Origin of the sequence: Calothrix sp. PCC 6303 (assembly GCF_000317435.1) — a bacterium.
Lineage (GTDB): Bacteria > Cyanobacteriota > Cyanobacteriia > Cyanobacteriales > Nostocaceae > PCC-6303.
The window spans coordinates 561,266-583,685 of the sequence record NC_019751.1 but is presented as its reverse complement, the minus strand read 5'-3'; the positions used below and the strand labels follow the sequence as shown (position 1 = coordinate 583,685).

Annotated in this window: 21 protein-coding genes and 1 pseudogene; 15 read left to right on the top strand and 7 right to left on the bottom strand. The window is 39.2% G+C overall.

Translation table 11 applies throughout. The features are described 5' to 3' along the window. The first annotated feature begins 13 nt into the window (after nucleotides 1-13). The 6 genes and pseudogenes from CAL6303_RS02395 to CAL6303_RS02370 all read left to right on the top strand — a co-directional run bounded on the left by CAL6303_RS02395 (nucleotide 14) and on the right by CAL6303_RS02370 (nucleotide 5,593). On the top strand, nucleotides 14-277 hold the full coding sequence (locus CAL6303_RS02395) for a HypC/HybG/HupF family hydrogenase formation chaperone (protein WP_015196225.1): 264 nt from the start codon (nucleotides 14-16) through the stop codon (nucleotides 275-277). A gap of 280 nt (nucleotides 278-557) precedes the next feature. Beyond that, on the top strand, nucleotides 558-1,700 hold the full coding sequence (hypD, locus tag CAL6303_RS02390; protein WP_015196224.1) for a hydrogenase formation protein HypD: 1,143 nt from the start codon (nucleotides 558-560) through the stop codon (nucleotides 1,698-1,700). 40 nt (nucleotides 1,701-1,740) lie between these two features. Beyond that, nucleotides 1,741-1,956 (top strand): annotated as a pseudogene (locus CAL6303_RS02385) (tautomerase family protein). Between the two features lie 32 nt (nucleotides 1,957-1,988). Beyond that, nucleotides 1,989-3,077, top strand: a complete 1,089-nt coding sequence (gene hypE / locus CAL6303_RS02380; protein ID WP_015196222.1) for a hydrogenase expression/formation protein HypE — start codon at nucleotides 1,989-1,991, stop codon at nucleotides 3,075-3,077. A 162-nt stretch (nucleotides 3,078-3,239) separates the two neighbouring features. Continuing rightward, nucleotides 3,240-3,572 (top strand): hydrogenase maturation nickel metallochaperone HypA, encoded by a 333-nt coding sequence (gene hypA, locus CAL6303_RS02375; RefSeq protein WP_015196221.1) that lies wholly within the window; start codon nucleotides 3,240-3,242, stop codon nucleotides 3,570-3,572. A 269-nt stretch (nucleotides 3,573-3,841) separates the two neighbouring features. Next, nucleotides 3,842-5,593 (top strand): DnaJ domain-containing protein, encoded by a 1,752-nt coding sequence (locus CAL6303_RS02370; protein WP_238993764.1) that lies wholly within the window; start codon nucleotides 3,842-3,844, stop codon nucleotides 5,591-5,593. Here CAL6303_RS02370 and ilvA read toward each other — a convergent pair. Next, nucleotides 5,572-7,083, bottom strand: coding sequence for a threonine ammonia-lyase, biosynthetic (gene ilvA, locus CAL6303_RS02365; RefSeq protein WP_015196219.1), 1,512 nt, complete (start codon nucleotides 7,081-7,083; stop codon nucleotides 5,572-5,574). The two genes, CAL6303_RS02370 and ilvA, sit on opposite strands and share 22 nt — an antisense overlap. Nucleotides 7,084-7,310: 227 nt before the next feature. Here ilvA and CAL6303_RS02360 point away from each other — a divergent pair, with 227 nt between their 5' ends. Beyond that, on the top strand, nucleotides 7,311-8,894 hold the full coding sequence (locus CAL6303_RS02360; RefSeq protein ID WP_015196218.1) for a DUF262 domain-containing protein: 1,584 nt from the start codon (nucleotides 7,311-7,313) through the stop codon (nucleotides 8,892-8,894). A 144-nt stretch (nucleotides 8,895-9,038) separates the two neighbouring features. Here the strand turns inward: CAL6303_RS02360 and CAL6303_RS02355 are convergent, their stop codons facing one another. Beyond that, on the bottom strand, nucleotides 9,039-9,560 hold the full coding sequence (locus CAL6303_RS02355) for a hypothetical protein (protein ID WP_015196217.1): 522 nt from the start codon (nucleotides 9,558-9,560) through the stop codon (nucleotides 9,039-9,041). Nucleotides 9,561-9,626: 66 nt separating this feature from the next. Next, on the bottom strand, nucleotides 9,627-10,079 hold the full coding sequence (locus CAL6303_RS02350) for a hypothetical protein (RefSeq protein ID WP_015196216.1): 453 nt from the start codon (nucleotides 10,077-10,079) through the stop codon (nucleotides 9,627-9,629). A 458-nt stretch (nucleotides 10,080-10,537) separates the two neighbouring features. Between CAL6303_RS02350 and CAL6303_RS02345 the strand changes: the two genes are divergently transcribed. The 4 genes from CAL6303_RS02345 (at nucleotide 10,538) to CAL6303_RS02330 (ending at nucleotide 13,814) form a co-directional block, all read left to right on the top strand. Further along, a complete protein-coding gene (locus CAL6303_RS02345) occupies nucleotides 10,538-11,170 on the top strand; it encodes a Vat family streptogramin A O-acetyltransferase (RefSeq protein ID WP_015196215.1) in 633 nt (210 codons plus the stop codon). Nucleotides 11,171-11,325: 155 nt separating this feature from the next. Next, nucleotides 11,326-11,937 (top strand): 2OG-Fe(II) oxygenase, encoded by a 612-nt coding sequence (locus CAL6303_RS02340; RefSeq protein ID WP_015196214.1) that lies wholly within the window; start codon nucleotides 11,326-11,328, stop codon nucleotides 11,935-11,937. Between the two features lie 378 nt (nucleotides 11,938-12,315). After that, a complete protein-coding gene (locus CAL6303_RS02335) occupies nucleotides 12,316-12,972 on the top strand; it encodes a sigma-70 family RNA polymerase sigma factor (RefSeq protein ID WP_015196213.1) in 657 nt (218 codons plus the stop codon). Nucleotides 12,973-13,163: 191 nt separating this feature from the next. Beyond that, a complete protein-coding gene (locus CAL6303_RS02330) occupies nucleotides 13,164-13,814 on the top strand; it encodes a zf-HC2 domain-containing protein (RefSeq protein WP_015196212.1) in 651 nt (216 codons plus the stop codon). A gap of 224 nt (nucleotides 13,815-14,038) precedes the next feature. Here the strand turns inward: CAL6303_RS02330 and CAL6303_RS02325 are convergent, their stop codons facing one another. Continuing rightward, nucleotides 14,039-14,455, bottom strand: a complete 417-nt coding sequence (locus CAL6303_RS02325; protein WP_015196211.1) for a gamma-glutamylcyclotransferase — start codon at nucleotides 14,453-14,455, stop codon at nucleotides 14,039-14,041. 173 nt (nucleotides 14,456-14,628) lie between these two features. Between CAL6303_RS02325 and CAL6303_RS02320 the strand changes: the two genes are divergently transcribed. Then, on the top strand, nucleotides 14,629-15,966 hold the full coding sequence (locus CAL6303_RS02320) for an IS4 family transposase (protein WP_015196210.1): 1,338 nt from the start codon (nucleotides 14,629-14,631) through the stop codon (nucleotides 15,964-15,966). A 70-nt stretch (nucleotides 15,967-16,036) separates the two neighbouring features. On the opposite strand, the gene typA is transcribed toward CAL6303_RS02320, so the two are convergent. Continuing rightward, a complete protein-coding gene (gene typA / locus CAL6303_RS02315; RefSeq protein WP_015196209.1) occupies nucleotides 16,037-17,830 on the bottom strand; it encodes a translational GTPase TypA in 1,794 nt (597 codons plus the stop codon). A gap of 559 nt (nucleotides 17,831-18,389) precedes the next feature. Here typA and CAL6303_RS31615 point away from each other — a divergent pair. Beyond that, on the top strand, nucleotides 18,390-18,488 hold the full coding sequence (locus CAL6303_RS31615) for an element excision factor XisH family protein (protein WP_321572289.1): 99 nt from the start codon (nucleotides 18,390-18,392) through the stop codon (nucleotides 18,486-18,488). A 16-nt stretch (nucleotides 18,489-18,504) separates the two neighbouring features. On the opposite strand, the gene CAL6303_RS29740 is transcribed toward CAL6303_RS31615, so the two are convergent. Further along, complete coding sequence (locus CAL6303_RS29740; protein ID WP_144050994.1) at nucleotides 18,505-18,705, bottom strand: hypothetical protein; 201 nt, start codon at nucleotides 18,703-18,705, stop codon at nucleotides 18,505-18,507. On the opposite strand from CAL6303_RS29740, the gene CAL6303_RS31680 reads away from it, so the two are divergent. After that, nucleotides 18,695-18,877, top strand: coding sequence for a type II toxin-antitoxin system RelE/ParE family toxin (locus CAL6303_RS31680; protein ID WP_144050993.1), 183 nt, complete (start codon nucleotides 18,695-18,697; stop codon nucleotides 18,875-18,877). The two genes, CAL6303_RS29740 and CAL6303_RS31680, sit on opposite strands and share 11 nt — an antisense overlap. 348 nt (nucleotides 18,878-19,225) lie before the next feature. After that, complete coding sequence (locus CAL6303_RS02305) at nucleotides 19,226-19,909, top strand: hypothetical protein (RefSeq protein ID WP_015196208.1); 684 nt, start codon at nucleotides 19,226-19,228, stop codon at nucleotides 19,907-19,909. 407 nt (nucleotides 19,910-20,316) lie between these two features. Here CAL6303_RS02305 and CAL6303_RS02300 read toward each other — a convergent pair whose 3' ends face one another. Next, nucleotides 20,317-22,245 (bottom strand): cyclase family protein, encoded by a 1,929-nt coding sequence (locus tag CAL6303_RS02300; protein WP_015196206.1) that lies wholly within the window; start codon nucleotides 22,243-22,245, stop codon nucleotides 20,317-20,319. Between the last annotated feature and the right edge of the window lie 175 nt (nucleotides 22,246-22,420).

Below are 22,420 nucleotides of genomic sequence, written 5' to 3'. Positions count from 1 at the left end.
AAATTAATAAAAAATGTGTTTAGGAATTCCTGGAAAAATAGTTGAAATCAGCAACATCAATCATAAGTTAGCAATTGTAGATGTAGGAGGAGTTAAACGCCAAATTAATATTGCTTGTATCGTTGATGCAGAACATCCAGTAGAATCTTGTGTTGGGGATTGGGTATTAGTTCATGTTGGTTTTGCGATGAATCGAATTAATCAAACAGAAGCAGATGAAACTTTGAAATTATTAGCGGAACTTGCAGCACTTCAAGCGTATCCTCAAAATAAGTAGAACATCTTGTTAATGTTAGGTTTTGTTATCGCTGCAAACAACCTATCAAATTACGGTTGATCTCATCTTTCTATATTCTGTGTAGAAACATTAAACCTCATTCATGGTGAAAAATGGAGTTTTGTCATTGCGTAGCTTGCGTCTTCGTAAGGTAGACTTTGAACGGCTTGTCGTAGACTAGCATAAGCTCGTAGGGCTGGCTACGCCTACTCACAATCTTGATTACAAACTACAGTTCTCAAAATAGGCAAGTTTATTCTAATTATCATATTTAAATATTATGAAATATATAGATGAATATCGAGACTCATCAAAAGCAGAAATTATCCTCAAAGAAATTCAAAAAACATCTAATAAATTAGAACGCAAAATTAAAATAATGGAAGTTTGTGGTGGACATACCCACTCAATCTTTAAATATGGGATTGAAAATATATTACCTACTAATATAGAACTTATACATGGTCCTGGATGTCCAGTATGTGTAATGCCAAGGGGAAGATTAGATAAAGCTATCAATATTAGTCAATATCCAAACGTTATTTTTACGACTTTTGGTGACATGATGCGTGTACCTGGTTCGAGAAATAATTTATTGCAAGCTAAAGCCAAAGGTGCTGATATTCGAGTTGTTTATTCTCCACTTGATAGCTTAAAAATTGCGAAGGAAAATCCAAATAAAGAAGTAATTTTCTTCTGTATTGGATTTGAAACTACAGCACCTAGCACCGCACTAACAATCCTTCAAGCAGCTACAGAAAATATAACTAATTTCAGTATGTTCTGTAACCACGTATTAGTAATTCCAGCTTTAAAAGCTTTACTAAATGATCCTGATTTACAGCTAGATGGATTTATTGGTCCTGGTCACGTTAGTATGGTAATTGGTTGTCAACCCTATGAATTCATTGCTCAAAAATATCAAAAGCCAATCGTAGTTTCTGGTTTTGAACCCTTAGATATTCTCCAATCAATTTGGATGTTAATCCAGCAGTTAACAGAAAAACGCTGCGAAGTTGAAAACCAATATAGTCGTGTTGTAGAAACAACTGGAAATCAAATTGCTTTGAATGCGATGGCAGAGGTTTTTGAAGTTCGTGATAACTTTGAATGGAGAGGATTGGGAGATATCCCAGACTCAGGTTTTAAAATTAGAACTAAATATGCAAATTTCGATGCTGAATCTAAATTTGTGATTCCCGATATTCAAGTACCTGATCATAAAGCATGTCAATGTGGGAAAATTCTCAAAGGTGTCTTAAAACCATGGCAATGCAAAGTTTTCGCTACAGCTTGTACACCAGAAAACCCACTAGGTACTTGTATGGTGTCGTCAGAAGGTGCATGTGCAGCTTATTACAAATATAGTCGATTTTCTCAAGAGAATAATAAATCTTTTGATGAAGTCATAACATCCCATTGAAAAAATATTTTCTGATTTACTTAACTTCAAGGTCAAATTTATGCCATTTATTACAGTGCAAATTGCGAAGGGTCATTCTGTTGAGAAAAAACGCGAAATTGCTAAAGCGATTACAGATGCTTTAGTATCAACAATGGGGACAAAAGCAGAATGGGTGACAATTCATATTGATGAATTTGAACGATAAAATTGGGCAGTTGGTGGTCAATTACATATAGATAAACATGCAGGTAGACATGTTGAAAAAGGTGTTTAATTTAATTTTGTCTCTACACTTATATCCCTAAAATGTTACAAAAACCCACTTTTCAAGCTTTCTCAAAAACATCTCGCAATTCACCTATCAAAGATAAATTTAGAGATCAATATATTACCCTTGCACATGGTAGCGGGGGTAAGGCAATGCATGACTTAATTAATGATATATTTATCAATGCATTTAATAACCCGGTTTTGGCTAAATTAGAAGATCAGGCAACTTTAGACTTAGCAAGTTTAACTCAATATGGAAATCAGCTTGCTTTTACCACTGATTCCTATGTTGTAGATCCTCTATTTTTCCCCGGTGGTGATATCGGAACTTTAGCTATTAATGGTACAGTCAATGATTTAGCAATGAGTGGTGCTAAACCTTTGTATCTAACCTGCGGGTTTATTTTAGAAGAAGGTTTATCACTAGATATATTACGCCAAGTTGTTGCTAGTATGCAAACTGCCGCACATCAAGCTGGAGTGAAAATTGTTGCAGGTGACACTAAAGTTGTCCAGCGCGGATCTGCGGATAAATTATTTATTAATACTGCCGGAATTGGTGTTATTCCTACTCATATTAATGTCTCTACTCAGAACATTAAAGTGGGTGATGTGCTAATTGTAAATGGAGAATTGGGAAATCATGGGACAGCTATTCTCGTTGCTAGGGGTGAACTAGCTTTAGCAACAAACATTGAAAGTGATTGTCAACCGTTAAATCATTTAGTTGAAACTATTTTAGATGAGTGTCCAGAAGTTCATGCAATGCGGGACATTACAAGGGGTGGTTTAGCAACAGTTTTAAATGAATTTTCTTTAGCTACTGGTTTAGGAATTTGTTTAGCAGAGTCATCAATTCCTGTGAATGAAGAAGTTAGAGGTGTTTGTGAAATTTTAGGTTTAGATCCCTTATATATGGCAAACGAAGGAAAATTAGTTGTAGTTGTTTCTCAGGAAAATGCTGATACAGTTTTAGCAGCTATGAAATCCCACAGTATGGGAAAAAATGCTGCAATTATTGGTGAAGTAATTGATTCTTCGGGACTAGTATTTTTAAAAACTAGTTTTGGTGCTGAAAGAATTATTGATATGTTGGTGGGAGAACAATTACCAAGGATTTGTTAAATCAGTTACCAGTTAAAAGAATGGTGCGTGACGCTACAAGTATTATAACTACGTACAAAATTTATTCAAGCGTCACACACCCTATAATAAAAATGTGCTATTTGCGTAAGTCCTAATACTAATAGCTGTTTGCAAAGTGTAATTTTGAACCCTCATTAATATATGCATGAATTAGGTATTACTCAAAATATTATTGCTATTGTATCTGAACATGCTGGAGAAAAAAAAGTCCAAAGGGTTTTGCTAGAAATAGGTAAACTTTCGGTAATTTTACCTGATGCAATTAGATTTTGCTTTGATATTTGTTCCCAGGGTACAGTTGTGGAAGGTGCAAAATTAGAAATTCAAGAAGTAACTGGTTTGGCACTTTGTCGGAAATGTGGTGCAAATATTATTTTAGAAAAACCCTTTGGTAGATGTGGTTGTGGTAGCCAAGAATTAGATATAATTGCTGGGGAAGAATTAAAAATTAAAGAAATTGAAGTGGAGAATTAATCAGGACTTACACAGTAAAAAAAAATAGTAAGCTTCGAGGTAAACAAGCGAGTCAACTCGCAAAAACCTGATCCTCCCACCGAAAAATCAGCTTGTCCACGACTTCTCATGTCTGAGAGAAACTCGGTTTTCATCGTGAAATCAACAATCATCACACTGAGTAATGGAAAAACCGGATTTATTAGGAATTATTCCGATAATGTTGATGACAATAAAGAGAAAATCTAAATACAATTAAAGCCGAATAAACTGACTTTAGATAAATAGTTGTGAATAAATCTATACCAGGAAGCGTATTTGTGGTGGGAGGAACCCTTGGAGGTACGGGTATATCTTCTGTAGTTGGAGGAATGGGGATAGCTGGTGGTTTTGGTGCGATGGGAATTTCTACATTTTCTATGATGACTGCTGGTGCAATCGTGGGAACAGCAACATACGGTGCTTTCAAAACTATTCTACAACCAGATGCCGTCAGTTTTGGCATGATGGGGATAGGTGCGGTAGGTGGTGCAAGTGTTTCCACAGCTATTGGAGGTATCGGATTGGTTGCACCCAAAATCGGTTTGGCTGTTGGAATCGGAACAATACCAATGGCAGGTATTGGGGCTATATTTGGTTTAGCTGCTTATGGTATCGTCAAAATGTTAGATACAACACAGCATGTGGAAACACCTACAGAACTTTTTCAGCGGATGGAAGCAAAAGTTTTGGATATGGATAATTACCATGCAGCAGTATTAGAATTAACAGATTTTTTATCAGGTGAAGACTTAAACCGCAAATTTGCCAACTTAGAAATAGAAGCAGAATTAGAACAATTACAGCATAAAATCCCAAAAATCAAGCAAAATTCCGAAACAACATCCTTAAACAAACAAAAACCAGAAGCTTGGAAATGTTTACATATTCTTAAAGGACATTCGGCAGGAGTTAACTCAATTGCTATTAGTCCAGATGATAAGATATTCGCAAGCGGTAGCGATGATCGGACTGTGAGACTATGGAACCTAGAAACAGGTGAATGGATTTACATGTTTACAGGACAAGCAGGAGCAATTTTATCGGTTTCCTTTAGTCCTGATGGTAACGCGTTCGCGTCAGCGAAGCGTAGCTTTATCGCTTCTGGTAGCATAGACCGTACAATTAGTACTTGGCATCCAAAAAGCAAAAAATTTATTCGTACCTTCTTCCAGCTAAATTCACCATATAGTCATGATGGATTTGTTCATACGATCGCTTTTAGCTGCAATGGTATATTAGCAAGTGCTGGTAGTGACAAAAAAATCAAACTTTGGGGAAGTTACACAGGAGAACTCAAACGCGCTTTAATTGGACATGAAGATGCAGTTTTAGCAATTGCTTTTACCCCAGACGGAAAAACCCTGGTTAGCGGTGGTGCAGATAAAACCATCAAAATTTGGAACTTAGATCATCCTACCAAACCAAAAGTAATTGATGCTCATTCAGCGGCAGTTGAAGCTGTTATAATTAGCCCTGACGGGGAAACCTTAATTAGTGGTAGTACAGATTGCACCATTAAAATTTGGCACCTCCCAACAGGAGAACTACTAAATACCCTCACCCAGAATTCAATTCCGATAAAATCCCTAGCAATTAGTTCTGATGGGAAAATATTAGCCAGCGCCAACCACAATCAAATTCAACTGTGGCAATTGGAAAGTGGCAGATTAATCCAAACTCTCCCAGGGATGAACCCGGTTGTCTTTAGCAAAAATGGTAAAACCCTGATTAGTGGTGGAAAGTACGGTACTATCAAAATCTGGCATCAGAGGCAAGATTGGGAAAACAACACTGAAAATGACATTCCATCAGGTAAATGGTGGGAAATATTAGGAGTTGAAATCACAGCTTCCAAATCCCAAGTTAAACAAGCATACCTAGAATTAGCAAAACAGTTTCATCCGGATTTAAATACTTCTGATGCTGCCAAAATTTACATGCAGAAAATAAATCAAGCTTACCAAGAATTTCAGAAATTTTATCCCAAAAATAACTTATAAGCTGGGTTGTGACTTTCATCCCAATACTGATAACCAAGTTGGTCTAAAAATGCTTGCCATTCTGCCATTTCCTGGGGTGGAACCTGCATTCCAACGACAATCCGTCCGTAATCTGCCCCATGGTTACGGTAATGAAACATACTAATATTCCAATTGGGACTCATAGAACTAACAAACTTCATCAAAGCACCAGGACGTTCGGGAAATTCAAAGCGATAAAGAAGTTCATTCTGAGCGAGATGCGATCGCCCTCCCACCATATGCCTTAAATGTAGCTTAGTCAGTTCATCCTCAGTTAGATCAACTGTACTAAAACCGCACTCCTCAAATGCTTCTACCATTTTCAACCGTTCGGCGCGGTTTTGAATTTGCACTCCGACAAATATATGGGCAATTTGCTCATCTGCAATGCGGTAGCTAAACTCTGTCAGGTTCCGTCTACCAATAGACTCGCCGAATTTACGCAGACTTCCCGGTGTTTCGGGAATTTTCACCGCAAATATGGCTTCCCGCTGTTCACCAAACTCGGCACGTTCGGCAACAAACCGTAAACGGTCAAAGTTCATGTTGGCACCACATGCGATCGCAATCAAGGTTTCTCCCTCAATTCCCTCTCTTTCCACATATTGCTTCGCACCTGCGATCGCTAATGCTCCAGCAGGCTCTACAATGGAGCGAGTATCTTCAAATACATCCTTAATTGCTGCACAGGTAGCATCAGTATCCACCAAAATAATCTCATCCACATACTGCTGACACAGGCGAAAAGTCTCTTCCCCCACCTCCCGCACTGCCACACCATCAGCAAACAAACCCACCTGGGGCAACCGTACCCGATGTCCAGCTTGTAGTGATTGACGCATTGCATCCGCATCCACAGGTTCCACCCCAATAATTTTAATTTCTGGACGGATGCGCTTAACATAAGCTGCAATCCCCGAAATCAAGCCACCACCACCAATCGCCACAAAAATCGCGTGAATTGGTTGCTGATACTGGCGGAGAATTTCCATAGCAATTGTACCTTGCCCAGCGATAACATCGGGGTCATCAAAAGGGTGAATAAATGTCAAACCCTTCTCAACTTCCAACTGCCGCGCATAAGCATAGGCATCATCGTAAGTATCCCCATGTAACACCACTTCACCCCCCCGTGCTTTCACTGCATCTACTTTGAGTTGAGGTGTTGTTACAGGCATGACAATAATTGCACGGGTTCCCAATTTTTTTGCACCTAGCGCCACACCTTGGGCATGATTTCCCGCAGAAGCCGCGATTACCCCCTGTTTGAGCAGATCGGGTGTGAGGTTCGCCATCTTGTTATAAGCACCACGCAGCTTAAAGGAAAATACTGATTGCATATCCTCGCGTTTCAGTAATAGCTGATTGTTGAGGCGTGTTGATAAGCTTGGTGCAACTTCCAGGGGTGTTTCCTGGGCAACATCGTATACACGGGCAGTCAGGATTAATTGCAGGTAATCGCAAAGCATGGTTGTGGGAGATTTATAGATGCTGGTAGATGTTTATTTTACGGTAGTTAGGTAACGGTTTTACAAGGGATGTGAGCGGAGTGCGATCGCAATCAAAAAGTTCCTAAACTTCTTCTGCTGATTACAAAATATGTCAAAAACTACTCTTTGAATCCATATTTAATGTCATGTCATAATTGTAACATGGTATGATTTTACCTGTTTTGAATTTTATTGGTAACTGAATTATGGCTGAAAGCTATTACTTTATTAAAGATTTAATAAATGATTTACAGAGAGGTAGGATTAGGATTCCATCTTTTCAGAGAGGTTTTGTTTGGGATCCAGATAGAGTTTCTTATTTAATAGACAGTATATACAAGAGTTTTCCATTTGGTTCTATATTACTTTGGAGAACAAGAAATCCTTTGCGAACAGAAAGAAATCTTGGTCCATATAAGCTTCCCAATAATGATCCAGAATATCCTATAGACTATGTTCTTGATGGTCAGCAAAGAATAACTTCTATTTTCGGCATATTTCAAATTATTTTGTCTGCTGAAGAAAATCAGGATACAAATTGGACAAACCTATTTTTCGAGCTTAATAGTCAAGAAGCGGTACCATTTAAATATTTAGATGATCCTAATAATTATGATGCAAATCGTTTTTTTCCGTTGAAATATGTTTTTGACTCTCCTCGATATAGACAAGTTACGAGAAATTTAGATGAGGACTTAGCTAAACAGATAGATAATTTGGTTGATATCTTCACACAAGCAACAATTCCTATCGAGCGTTTTGAAACGGAGGAAAGAAAATATGTCGCTAGTGTTTTTGAAAGAATCAATAGACAAAAAATAGATTTAGATACATTTGACTTATTGTCAGTTTGGAATTGGAGCGAAGATTTTGACTTACAAGAAAAATTCCGTGAAATATCTGAAGAATTACAGCCATTTGGATTTAAAGATATTGGTTCTGAATTACTATTAAAATGTTGTTCTGCTGTGATAATGAATAGTTCTAATCCATCAGACTTCATTGAACTTCCTGGTAGTGAAGTCCGGCAAAAATTTGATGAAATAAGAACAGGAATACATTTAGCAATCGATTTTCTGAAAAGAGAGTTGAATGTGTTTTCTCTAAAACTTCTACCAATGGAGAATATTTTAGTTGTTTTGACAGCCTTTTTTGCTAATCCAAGAAAGCAGCCCCCTCCAGTACCTCAAGAACAATATAAAGTTATTAAAAAATGGTTTTGGCGTTCGTGTCTATCTCAAAGATATGCTAGGGGAGGATCTAAAACTACTGATCTAGACCTCAAGGCTGTATTTGAATTGAAAAATGGAAGAGCTAGTACATTAGCAAGCTTTGATATTGATATTGATAATAACTACTTCGTAAGAAATACTTTGAATATGTCTTCTATAGCAACCAAAACCTTTATTCTTCTATTAGCGCAAAATAAACCGCTCAACTTTATTCAAGGAACTAATATATCTTTAGAAAATGTTTTATCTCAAGGTAATCGGAAAGAATTTCATCATATCTTCCCAAAAGCTTATCTAAAAAAATCTGATGGAAATTACCAAGATGGACAAATAAATTGTCTAGCAAATTTTTCAATATTATCAAGAACTGACAACAATAAAATAAAAGACCAGCCACCAAGTAAATATCGTCTAGAAATGCCGTCAGATTCAAAAGTTTTAGAAAATATACTGACATCACATTTATGTACTATTGATTTTTTTAACGACGATTACGAAAGATTCATACAGACAAGGGCAGACTCGCTGTATATAAAAGCACATGACTTGTCTAGTTAAATCCTAAACGCGATCGCACTCACTCACGAACCCCTTTGAAATCATATGCGATCGCTCATCAGAAAATATAGCTATTTATGCCATAACGCACCAAATGCAAGGAAATGGTGCGTTACGTTGAATGCCTATATTTAGAATCAGCGGTTATTTACGACCACCAAACCATTTAGCTGCGATCGCTCCCAGCGCTGCACCTACCATTGGATTGCTGAGAAACTTAATCAAAGCTGGTTGTTCAGCCATGACTTCCTGGAAGATGTCAGGATGATTGTGGTATGTGAAAGATGCCAACTTACTTAGGTCATCTGGATTCATGTGATTAGCGTTATGGGTAGAAAGTCCCAAATCTCGCTCCAAGTGACGCTCATCCAAACCTCTTTGCTTTAGGTGCTTGAAAAATGACCGTGAAACATCATCCCGTTCGTTGGGTTTAATGTGACTAATTGCCTTCTGTAATTCCGGTTCCATCTGGCTGGGAGGAATGCTTTCATGGTTGAAGGATCGACCAAACAATTTACGGCGTTCTTGGTGAGATGAACGTTGAGCAAAGTCATCAAAATTTTGGTAATCCTTAGCTGGATCAGATGAAGTATCATCTAAAGATTCTGTATTACCATGCGCTAAGTCATTCATGATTTCGCGCTTATATTTGTCGCTACTATTCATCTTAATTTTTTCCTGTTTTACTTGAAATCAACTTAATTAGTTTTTGAACTATGAAAAATTGAGCGATTACTTGTACTCAATTTGATTAGTTTGCACATCATACTGACTTGTTAAAATCAGTTTTTTATCTGGTGCATACATCAAAACTGTTAAGTCTTGGTTAGGAAAGTTCTTGTGAAAACCTTGGGTTAAAGATTTTGCTAGTGTTCGTACTTCTGTAGGACGAACTTGAGGTGTAATGACAACACCTAACTTATTATTGTCACGTACGTAAGCATCTTGAACAATTCCCTTAGCTGTGCCGACTACCCAATTACCAAAGTCTTGACCCTGTACGCTGTTACCTCTTTCTAATAAGGTATAGTCACCACTACGGCTGATAGCAGATGGCAATTGGGTGGGCTGTTTAGCTTGAACTGTACCACTACAGGCGGCAGTAGTTGTTAGTACTAAAACCAAGACTAAAGCTGTTAAGATGTGGCGAAATTTCTGGAATATTTTCAATTTAATCTCCTTCATATTTGCAACAAAAAATCAGTTTATGAAATCAAGTTATTGTGTCCATAGGCTGCTAATACTAAGTTGCTGTCCGAGGTAATAGAACACAACTTAGTATGAATCGCTCACTGAGCTAACCTTTTCACCAGTTTCTTGGACAATAAACACCGATTCATTTAATATCCTTACCCTAAATAATATTGCTTTGGTATAGGCTAAATTAAGTCACTCTATGGAATGGCGTTATATTATTACTTGAAATCTTACTGTTTACTTTCACTCTTGTAATACTACAACATTAGGTTAATCTAAATCTTCTCTCTGAAGGTTGAGTTGATTTAGATTGATACTAGTTCTAAAGTAGTAATTAAATATAATTCCAGGATGAGATAATGTTATTTAAAAGAGCATTTTAGGACTAACTTGCTTCTCTACTTAAACCTAATTGTAACCAAAACTTTACTTTTAATTATCCTGCTATGGAATATCCAGATCCTAAAGTTATTCATCCCTTGAAAGAATTTCCCCAAGTCTGTTTTATTAAAAATGTCGTTTCCAATCCCAATATCATTATCGGAGACTATACCTATTATGATGATCCGGAAAACTCGGAAGATTTTGAGCGCAACGTACTCTATCACTTTCCCTTTATCGGTGATAAGTTGATTATCGGCAAATTTTGTGCTTTAGCCACAGCTATAAAATTTATCATGAACGGTGCAAATCACAAGCTTTCTGGGTTCTCAACTTATCCATTTGCAATTTTTGGTAGTGGTTGGGAATGTGTAGCACCCCAACCCGATGAATTCCCCTTTAAAGGTGATACTGTAGTTGGAAATGATGTGTGGATTGGATATAAAGCGGTAATTATGCCGGGAGTCAAGATTGGTGATGGTGCGATTATTGCGGCAAAGTCTGTAGTAACGAAAGATGTTGAACCTTACACTATTGTCGGTGGAAATCCAGCGAATAGATTACGACAACGTTTCCCAGATGCAACTATTCAACTTTTACTGGAAATTGCTTGGTGGAACTGGGATATGGAAAAGATTACCAGGAATTTAGAAAGTATTGTGGGTGCGGATATCGCAGCGTTAAAAAGCTGTGTATGATTATTAATCGCTGTCGAAGTTGTTACAGCAGTTTTCACCTATTTGAATCACATTAAACGTAGGGGTACCCTATAGCGTGGTCTATTTACCTGAAAATAGCTGTAATTAACCGAATCCCAACTCTAACTCTAAATATTTTTATCTATATATCCGCTGTGAAATACTATCGTCAACAATCCAATGCTTTCCCTGCTAGTTACCTAAATGATTTATTTGGGGAAATTAAAGCTTGTCCCTATTTTGTTACCAATAACCTGAACCGGGATTTTGTGGCTACTAAGGGGTTTTCTGTAGTTTTTCAACAGTCGGGATTAATGGAGGTAGAAGAAAAATTTCCCTTTTTCAAACGCTATTTAGATGTGGCTCTCCAGTCTAATTGTAATGCTTTTTACCTAAATCCGTTACTTTTACAGTCAGGTTCCCGTGTTGATCCTCATATCGATCGCTCGTTACGTTCTTACTGTAAAACTATAGAACCCCCACTATTTGTCAGTGTACTCTATGTGCGGATACCAGAAAATATGGAAGGGGGAGAATTGATATTACGTTGTCAAAAACGGCAAGTTGGACAGATTAAACCAGAGATAAATAACTTGGTTTATTTTCAGGGTGATTTAACTCATTCTGTGAATGCTGTTAAAACTACAGGAAACCGTCTCAGCTTGGTTTGTGAACAATATAGTTTGAGTGATTCGGAGTTAGAAGAAATACCAAATTTTCTAGTAGAATCACGGATTGTTCAGCCTGCTAAAAAGAAAATGCGGTGAGAAACGTTACGGCTGAAAGATATCTGGAAAATGTTAATTTTTATTAAAATTAACTTGAATTTGGATAACGTTTTTACGCGGTTTTCCATCCCAAAATAATCATCATCAAACCTAATTAATAAATTATTACTCTATACATATACAAATAACTTCTGTCTTCAGATATACATTTTCCAAGTAAATTAATCTTCCTTCCATTTTAGCTATAGTTCTTGATTTAGAAGGGATACAATCATCAAAACCAGTGACTAGAATCACTAGAACTCACAAATTTCCAGAACTTGATGTTACAGTCAGAAATCCGTCACTACTGAGAGGAACTTCGCAGGCAATAGCAGGTCTAATAGATAGGGACGATTTAAAACCCAGTACCATCTTATGAGTGAATCGATTAGTGTATCCTGGTCAACAGTTGGTACCAGCCTCCCGGAAGCATCGGTGCAAGTTGACAAACTCTCAAACCACGACCTGATTTTGCGCTGTCAAGCTGGGCTGCGTCCTGAACGTGTTGCGTTTGCGGAACTCATGCACCGCTATCAGAGTCAAGTTGACCGAGTGCTGTATCATTTAGCTCCAGATTGGGCAGATCGGGCTGATTTAGCTCAAGAAGTTTGGATTCGAGTTTTTCGCAATGTTAACAAGTTGCAGGAACCAGCTAAATTTCGCGGTTGGTTAAGCCGGATTGCCACAAACTTGTTCTACGATGAGTTACGTAAGCGCAAGCGGGTTGTTAGCCCACTATCTTTGGATGCACCTCGTGCATTAGATGATGGTGAAATGGATTGGGAAATCGCAGGTGATACCCCAGGACCAGAGGAAGAACTAACAACTAGAGAATTTTATGAGCAATTGCGTGAAGCGATCGCTGATTTGCCGGAAGTCTTCCGGACTACGATTGTGCTTAGAGAAATCGAAGGCATGGCGTATGAGGAAATTGCTGAGATTACTGGTGTATCCCTCGGAACTGTCAAGTCTCGAATTGCCCGCGCTCGTTCGCGTTTGCAGTCACAACTCCAAAGCTATTTAGATGCATAGTTAATCATATTTGCCTTCTAAATGGCAGTTTTAAATCATGAAATTAAATCATGAAGTTAAATCATGAAGTTCAATACTTTGACGGTAAACATTGAGTGCTTCTGCCATCAATCAAGAAAATATAAATTTTTGCGATTTTATACCAGTGCTGTCTGTGTTCACCCGTCTATAGAATTGGTAATAATGTTAATATGAATACTAATTCTCAGTTCAACGATAACCTTCCCTTGCAACCTCATGGAAATCTTCCTAATGAGGATGTAAACGGACATGCAAATTATACCAATAACTTAACGGGTGATATAAATATGATGAAGCGCGATGGTCTACGACCCGCCATGGGCGATCGCTTCGAGTTACTAAGTGCATATTTGGATGGTGAAGTGACAGCGGCAGAACGTAAGCAAGTTGAAGATTTGCTTGCCAATGACAAGTCAGTTCAGGCTCTATATCATAGATTGTTAAAGTTACGGCAAGGTTTACGAGTTCTGCCAATTCCTGAATCTCAACCAGTAGAGGTGACAGTACAGCGAGTTCTAACACGCTTACGTCGTCGTTCTCGACTGGCAATAGCATTTGGAGGAACAGCGATCGCTGCTTGCGCTCTAGGTGCATTATCAGGCTTTTTTGGTGGCGAAGACTCCCAAATGCTGCAAATGGCGCAAACGCCAGATAAGCAAGTCCAACCTGAATCAGTACAACCTGCTGATACAACCCTAAAGGTTGCTTTGAACAACCCAGTTATTCCGATTCCGAAAGTGGCACAAGCTGCACCAGAAAAGTCTGTTCTACCACAAATGCGATCGCCTAAGTCAACAAGTAGTGATAACGCTGTCAATTAGTGAGATTTTTCTGAGTGAGGAGTGACGGATTTATTCCGTAAATCGCGTATAGGTGGGGAGAATTGATTAAATTTTCGGACACATAGAAAAATTTATAGTTTCTACGGTAGAGATGGTTGAATTAAACTAGTTTTACTTTAGCTAAATAAACAAGTAAATATTACTGACTATGATTACTAGGCAGGTTAACCCAATTTTACAGGTTAGCTTGCCTTTAACATTATCTAGCGCTTCCACCAACCATCCGCAATCAGTTTTCCTTGCATCTTTTCAACTCGGCTTTCTAGCATAATATATACCCATGCCAAGCCCAAGGAAGTATTTTTTTGAGGAAGTTTTTCGCTTCCATTTTCTAAGGCAAATATTTCTTGTTTCACACGCTGATAAAGATTTTCTGATTCTGTTTTAGCAGGGTGATAATCTTCCAATTCATCTAAACTAGATAAAACTTCACCATCATCAAATTCGAGCAAATATCCATGAACTTGATTCTTTCCCTGCGTCATTGCTGGGTATCCCTGGGGTAAATTGAATAATTTCCCAAGAGTGAAAGCGCGTTGAGAATTTTTCACTTTACCCTCGCAATACCTGGGATAATTTTCCTCACCAGGTTTTAAGGTGCCGTAAACAAATACTTTCATTAATCAGTTAGCTGTCACCGAACATCACAAAAATAGATCGTTTCAGGTTTTGATAGTTTATGAGTATGTAGTCTGTAGGGGTTTAGCATTGCTCATTGGTGTCAACTTAAGCAAAAAGGGTCGATTTAGATGTAATCTCAAAATATTGTTTTCGATGTGATAGGTGATACATCATGGCAAAAAAAAGACCAGCTAGAACAGGAAACCCCGATCTGCGTCAACAAAAACATGTGCCAACACCATCCATTGAAGAAATCGAGAAACAGATATTTTCATTGCTATCGCCTGCAAACTTCAAACCCCTAAAATCCTATGAACATAAAAAGGAACAAGAGGCAGAACAAAAGAAAAAATGGCGAGACAGAATATTGACTCTGCCAGTGATGATGGCGATAGTAGTGAGTCTAGTGTATCGGCAAATTCCAGGATTAAGAGAAGTAATTAGAGTCATCTCACAAGAGGGATTGTTATGGGTGGAGCCGATGCTGGTGAGTACTCAAGCATTGTCAAAACGATTACGAACACTGCCAATAGAACTGTTTGCAGAAATATTTGAGCAAGTAATGGCGAGAATTAGTGTACAACCCAGAAATCAGGTAGTACCAGAGAATTGGAAGCCAGTATGTGCAGAGTTCACAGCCATCTGGATTGCAGATGGGTCAACACTCGAAGCACTCAGAAGAAAACTCAAAGCACTCAAAGGACAACAAAAAACACTGGCGGGGAAAATCATGATGGTGGTAGAGGCGTTTAACCATCATCCAGTGACAACCTGGTATACAAACAACAGTAAAGCTAATGATAAAACTTGGTGTGACAAATTACTTGAGCGTTTACCAATTGGTGGATTGCTAATTTTTGATTTAGGGTTTTTTAAATTCCCTTGGTTCGATGCATTTACATCATCTGATAAGTTTTTCTTGACACGACTACGAGAAAAAACTTCTTACAAGGTGATTCGTTGTTTGACCAATGCCCCATTCTACCGTGATGAAATTATTGACATGGGAGAATACCGTTCTAACCCTTGTCAGCGTCCAGTTCGCTTAGTTTCTGTGTTGTGGGGTTCAACTTGGTACTACTACCTGACAAATGTACTTGACCCCCAAAAGTTGTCTGCACAGCAGGTCTGTGAATTATATCGCAGGCGTTGGCGTGTTGAAGACGCATTTTTGCTCACAAAACGACTTTTGGGTTTGGCTTATATTTGGGTTGGCGATACCAACGGCGTACAAATCCAAATTTTTGCCACTTGGATTTTTTATGCTGTTCTCAATCAATTGTGTATTGATGTGGCTGTGGCTTTGAATCAACCATTAGACCTTATTTCTACTGAAATGGTTTTTCGTAGTTTATACCATTTCTCTGCTGCTGTTCTCCGTGGTGAGGCGGCTGACGTTGTGAGCTATCTTGTGGAACGTCACAAGCTGTTTGGATTAGTCAAATACAGGCGTAAGCGCCATCGAGAGATTGACGCTTACACCCAACAAATTTGGGCTTTATCTTCTTAAGTTGACACCAATGAGCATTGCTAAACCCCTACAGTGTGATCTATTTAGCTGAAAATAACTGTTAACTAATTTAACGTCTACCTGCGAGCTTTTTTGCCATCTTCCGCAAACGAATTGATTGGGGTGTAACTTCCACCAACTCATCTGGACCAATGTATTCCAAAGCACGCTCCAAGCTCATGTCTACGGGAGTTTGCAACTGAACTAATTCATCACTACCAGCCGCGCGGTGATTGGTTAGCTGCTTACTTTTACAAACGTTCAGTTCCAAATCTTGGGGACGGTTGTGTTCACCAACAATCATACCCCTGTAAACTTTGGTACCAGGTGAGATGAAGAAGAGACCGCGATCTTCACCGCTTCTCATGGCATAGGCAGTGGAAACACCTTCTTCAAAGGCAATTAATACACCTTTGTTACGGGCTTCAATATCACCGCTCAAACCACGATATTCTAAGAAACTGTGGTTCATGATGCCGTCACCACGAGTCATCCGCATAAATTCACCCCGGAAACCAATTAAACCACGGGCAGGAATGACAAATTCGAGGTTGGTGCGTCCATTTCCACCAACTTGCATATCTTGCATTTCACCTTTGCGCTGTCCCAGACGTTCGATACAGCTACCAACAGCTTCCTCTGGAACATCCAAAACTAGAAGTTCGTAGGGTTCGCAGGGTTGTCCGTTAACTTCACGGTAAATTACCTGTGGCTGTGCTACTTGGAATTCGTAACCTTCACGACGCATGGTTTCGATTAAGATACCCAAGTGAAGTTCACCACGTCCTGAGACTTTAAATTTATCAGGGGATTCGGTTTCTTCCACACGTAAAGCAACGTTTGTCTCCAATTCACGGAATAAGCGATCGCGTACTTGCCGTGATGTCACTAATTTACCTTCTTGACCTGCAAATGGGGAATCATTCACAGAGAAGGTCATTTGTAAAGTAGGTTCATCTACTTTAATTAGTGGCAATGCTTGGGGGTCGTTGGGGTCGGTGATGGTTTCGCCGATATAGGCATCTGAGAAGCCAGCAACTGCCACGATGTTACCTGCGGTTGCTTCTGGCATTTCCACGCGCTTCAAGCCCACAAAACCCATCAACTTGGAGATTTTGCCCTTGACAATGGCACCGCTTTCTGTAATCAAAGCGGCTTGTTGTCCCATGCGGATTGTACCGTTGTGAATCCGACCAATAACAATCCGTCCCAAATATTCGGAATAATCCAGGGTGGTAACTTGGAGTTGCAGCGGTTTGCTAGCATCACCAACTGGGGGGGGAACGTGACGTAGAATCCCTTCAAATAGGGGTTTCATGTCAGTAGATTCATCTTCTAGTTTGTCTTTGGCGAATCCAGTTAAACCGGAAGCAAACAGGTAAGGAAAATCACACTGATCATCATCAGCGCCTAGTTCTAAAAATAGATCTAGAACCTTGTCAATTGCTTTGTGGGGTTCAGCTTGAGGTCTATCGATTTTGTTGACAACAACGATGGGGCGTAGACCCTTTTCCAGTGCTTTTTTTAACACAAATCTAGTTTGTGGCATAGGACCTTCGTTAGCATCCACAATCAGGATACAACCATCCACCATGCCCAAAACCCGCTCAACTTCACCACCGAAGTCAGCGTGTCCAGGTGTGTCAACAATGTTAATGAGGGTTTCACCGTATCTAACAGCGGTGTTTTTTGAGAGAATTGTGATTCCGCGTTCACGCTCTAAGTCATTAGAGTCCATGACACAATCCGGAACGTCTTCGCCTTCGCGGAAAATGCCAGATTGTCTGAGGAGAGCGTCAACCAAGGTGGTTTTACCATGGTCAACGTGGGCGATGATAGCGACGTTACGGATTGGAAGCGTCATAGGAGATTTCGGTAAATAAATGGGATTTTTTGGAATTACTATAGTGTGTTGGCAATAACAGAATTTAGTAAAAATAGCCAATTCTGTAAACAAGCCTTAATAATTTAGTCTAACTCAAGATGCGAGCTATTGAGCGATCGCGTTGCCGAATTCTTTCAGCAGTTTGGAAATAGTGCCAAAATCCCTGCCGGAGAAGCGGAAGCATGACAAGCGTTTTTTGAGTATTCCGTCAAATGTCACCAAGAATCAGAAACAAAAATCACTTTATTTTTGACATGTATCATTGATGACCTGTGGTTATCTCTGGTTTGTTCTTTAATACGTAGTTAGGTTGTGGGTTTGGGTGAGCGATAGCTTGCGCTGTTTCTTGGATGCCAGAATGGCTTTTGTCAGTTCGCATTTTGAATCCGATCCTGATGAATTGGGGTTTTAGCGATCAACGTGGTCTTTCTGCTATATTATCGGGCAAGATAGACAAAACATTTACAACTTGCATCTGATGCCTGCTAAAGATATTTTTCACAACGCGGTAAAACCTGCATTAGAAAAAGAAAGTTAGGTGATCACGGATGAACAATTTCTAATTCGCTCCGGTGGAGTTGAGATATATATTGATATTGGTGCTGAAAAAATTATTGCAGCAGAACGGAATAATTAAAAAATTGCCATTGAAGTCAAAATTTACTGATTACGCAGTTGCTTAAAAAAGTAGGTTTGCGATCGCGTAAATCAACCGACCCTTGCCAATTGGGGATTAAGTCTAACTCAAGATGGAGGCGATACCTACGGTGGTAAACTACCCGTTGCCGAATTCTTTCAGCAGTTCGGAAATAGTGCCAAAATCCCCGCTGGTGAACCGGAACCGTGACAAGCATCTTACTTCTAATTCACGGATTTCAAAAGAAAACCCAAAAAACATCAAACAAAGAGATGAATTTAGCCAAAGAAGGCTTGAAAAGGTTTTTACAGCAAGAACCCGTCACAGAGACAAATCATTACTTTATAATACAATTTAGATGCTCCCCATTTTACAGAGAATTGGTATAAGTTCTAAATATTAGCCATTTCAAGTATCTTTCAATTTTCAAAGTAGTCCAATTCGGAACGAAGATTGGTTATTTCAGCAGAAAAAAGCTTCACTTAATCTTTAAAACAGATTTAGTGTAAGTACTGTGTCTTTCTAGAGTAGAAAAATTAATAATTAGATTACAAAGGGTCAAGACGAGCTTAGTTCTTCTAGCTAACTGTGACAAATCAAATTCACTTATTATAAGACCTAAGATTTCTTGTGACTTTGTACATTACTTGAGTAATTAAACCACCTTTTTATAGTTGGTTTTCAATCAAATATCATTACTAATTTTTTTCTTCTACTTTTCAAGGAATTTTACTAAAATGCTGCAAAAATTATCTCTTGCTTTACTAGGAATAACTGTGATTGTAGCGAGTGCAAATCCAGCTAGTGCCATCACAATGAGAGTAAGTGGCGATATGTTTTCTAGCTACTCTGACACAAAAGTAGTCACCTTTGATGATGGCACAGCCAATGACCCAAATAATTTTGCAAATTACTCTGGTATTACTACTAATATTGTCCAAGGTAGTAAATCTGGTCAATATGCCTCACCACTTGGAACTACTACCAAATATCTCACAATTGCTCCTAAAAATACCAGCGTTGCAGGGAACACTGGCTCTGTCTCTATTAATTTCAAAAAAGCTATTGATTATTTCGGTTTTTACGCAGGCTCATTAGATAGTTATAACTTTATGGACATCTACATGGGCGATACGCTACTAAAGACTTTTAGTGGTTCAGATGTGCCAACTGCTATAGCTGATGGTAGCTGGACTAGCACTAAAGCTAATATGTTTATCAATCTTGTCGGTGAAGCAGGCGAAAAATTTGACAAAGTTGTGATGCGTTCAAATGGTATTGCCTTTGAAACAGATAACCACACCTATAGAGTAGCCAGCGTTCCCGAAGCCAGTTCCATGTTAAGTATATTGGCGATAGGTGCTTTCGGAACTACTTCACTCCTTAAGCGTCAACAGAAGAAAGTGGCAGTGAAAGCATAAATTTTCTTTCTAGTAGTTCACCAACCAAAGTTTGCTTTCTTTTGTAATCGCTTTGTTAGGACTAAAGTCCTTACTAGCAACTAGGAAAAGTTCCTTTGTTATACCAATTCAAATAATAATTGCAACACATGCAATGGTAGAGACGTAGCAGTGCTACGTCTCTACAAATATCTATCTGTCGCGTTGTTTTTTCAAATTGGTACTAGAGTCCTACTACTTTGGCAAGTTAACTTTGCCGGGTAAACCAACTTTTAGAATCTTTCTCTCTTCCTCTTTCTCTGCGCCTCTGCGGTTCCTTAACCCTAGCGAGGTAAAACTAACAATTTTCCGCCTCAACGACACAGGAACCTGCGGCAGAATATGGGTGTAGGTTCGTTTGGAGACAACGGAGAGCTATACTTTGAAATTCATCTGTCTGGTAATAATGCCAAAATTCCTACTGGTGAACCGGAACCATGACGCAATCTCAAAATCCCAATGACTACGGTTATACCCTTAGGTGGTAGCTGTTCTAAGTTTGCCAAGTTCTCTAAAACAATCTTCTGTTTTGCCAAAACTAACCGATTGACTGCAAAAGTTGTATCTTCTCCCCCATCTACACCGTGGGTATCGATACCGATTCCGGCGGCTTGGCGAGAATCTAACAGGAATTTCACAGCATCAAGACTAAAACCGGGAAAATTCATGTTTCCCTCTGCATCTTGATTCATAAATGCTTGGGGATTTTCCCATCTCTCTCCCCAACCTGTGTGTAAGAGAACCAAACTCTGGGGAGGAATTAAACCCTGTTGCTGTTCCCATGCGATCGCATCTGCCACGGAAAGCTGATAATTAGGATCTTCTTGAACTTGTTTGCAAATATCTATAACTACCGCATTCACAATTAACGAATCGGCAGCATATTCATCAATACTTTTAGCGTTGTCGTAAAAGCTACAGGGTGCATTCATGTGTGTAGCGCTATGTTCCCCTATTTGCAACTCTCGCAGAAAATAGCCCTGTGTTTCTATTCTAGCAATAGTAGTAAATTTAACCTTTGGATCGTCCTGCCATTGAGGGATATCAGCATCAACTACATGGCTAAGATGAATTACACGGGAAAACGATGATCTGGTATTCGGATCAGAATATTTAAAGCTTGTGTCATATTCTTCCCCCTTGCACCCTGCACCCTCTAGATTGAGCGTACCTCGGCTCCGCACTGAGCAAGGCTCAGAAAAATCGGCAACCGTAGCCGAAATCTGCCCCAATTCCTCTTTCCTGCCGACTAATCTAGCCAAGGTTCCTGCCATCACTTCCTGAGTTTGCCCGGTTACGGTAAATACCAAAGCCTCGCGGTAAACACGTTGTGCATCATGATTTTGATAATTTGCCGCACCACTAGAAACAGTCACCGCAGCATGGGAAACCCTTGCGGCTAAATCAATTGCCCACACTCGTAATTTTAATTTTTCTGCCATTCCTAAATGGATATTTTTTTGTGCTGCACGAATTGCTACCCGACAATTATCTACTTCCTGGGAAAGTTGAGAAAAAGCAGCATCAATAAAAGGAAGATTTTTACTTTTAGCAACCGTCTCAATAATATCTAAACCAGCTAAGGCACATCCAGTTGCTAAAAAACTGGCTTTGAGAACGTTATTTTGATCATTTTCGTGAATCCAACCAGTTGGTTTCACAAAAACCACATCCGCAGCAGCCAAAAACCAACTGTTTAGCTTTGCTGTCACGGTGTTTGTTGCAGTCATCGCGGCTAAACTAGCAACTGCACTCAACTTGATACTACCACCTTCATCTTGCTTACTATCCACCAAGGAAACAATGCTAAATACAGCTTTACCATCAGGCAACGTTGCAGCGACAATAAACTCGGAAAAAATTCCCCATCCTGTCACCCAAGGTACATCCCCATCCAATTGATATCCACCTTCTACAGGTGTCGCAACTATCGATGGTTGTCCCTTGCGTCGTAACTGCGAGAAACCGATACCCAGGAGAATTTCTCCATTTCCCATCCGTGGTAAATACTTTTGCTGCAACTCTCTATTATTGCTAGCAACTAACATCCCCGCTGCACTTTGATGTTGCGTCTGCAAAAAAGCCAATGCACCGGAATACCTAGCCACAAGTTCTTGAAAATCATTGAAAGTTGCATCACTCAGTTCTTTCCCACCCCATCTTTGAGGAACTCGCAGTGCTAAAAGTTCCTTTTTTCCCAGTTTGCGTAATGCATTGAACAGAGTTTGAGATTCAAAATCCATTTGATTCGCATGGGGGGCAACTTCCAGCTTTAAAAAAGATTTGACACGATTGATAAACTGAGAGTCGCCATTCATCGCCAACATGCCCTAATAAATAACCCCTCCAAATACTATCAAGTTCAGTATTTAGAAGGGTTCAAATGTTGCAGCAAAAGTGAATTACTAATAAGGTAGCAGGCACAAGATTAAAAACCAACTACATTCTGATTAAGATTTGGTAAAGTAGATACCATCATTTGTGATAAACCTG